The sequence below is a fragment of the Salmonella sp. SAL4457 genome (assembly GCF_046548235.1).
In the GTDB taxonomy this organism is placed as follows: Bacteria; Pseudomonadota; Gammaproteobacteria; order Enterobacterales; family Enterobacteriaceae; genus Salmonella; species Salmonella enterica.
Map to the genome: position 1 here is coordinate 1 of NZ_JBGDZO010000057.1, position 460 is coordinate 460.

General features: G+C 69.3%; 1 pseudogene. It reads right to left on the minus strand.

Annotation, left to right across the window (positions count from 1 at the left end):
* Window positions 1–460: pseudogene (gene algL / locus ACLJNW_RS23200) on the minus strand (alginate biosynthesis protein AlgL); the annotation flags it as partial.

Genomic DNA, 460 nt, shown 5'->3' on the forward strand with positions numbered 1-460 from the left:
GCCCTGCTCGTCGACCTGGTTGGCGGCGACCTTGAACTCGCTCACCGCCCAGTCGAAGAGGTCGCGGCGGTTGGTCCCCACCGCGGTGGACATCACCGACCAGGCCGCCCAGTAGGAAGGGGGGGTGATCTTCTTCAGCGGCAGGCCGCTCCAGTCGCGGACTACCTGGGTGCCGAGCCGGGCGAACCAGTCCTCGATTTCCCGGCTCTGCTCGGCGTGGGCCGCGAGCGGCCGCGAGCTGGAGAACTTCAGGCGCATGTAGGCGCCGGAGAGGCTGCCCAGCGCCCATTTGCGCATGGACTTGCCGGTGTGGTTGAAGTCGTCGCTCTGCAGGGCGCCGGCGCGGGCCCAGGCGCTCATCCAGTTCAGTGCGCAGGCCAGGTCGCCGTCGCGGCCGCTGCGCATGTACTGGGTGACCAGCGTGGTGGCGCCGCGCTCCATGTCGGTGATGTCCTTGATC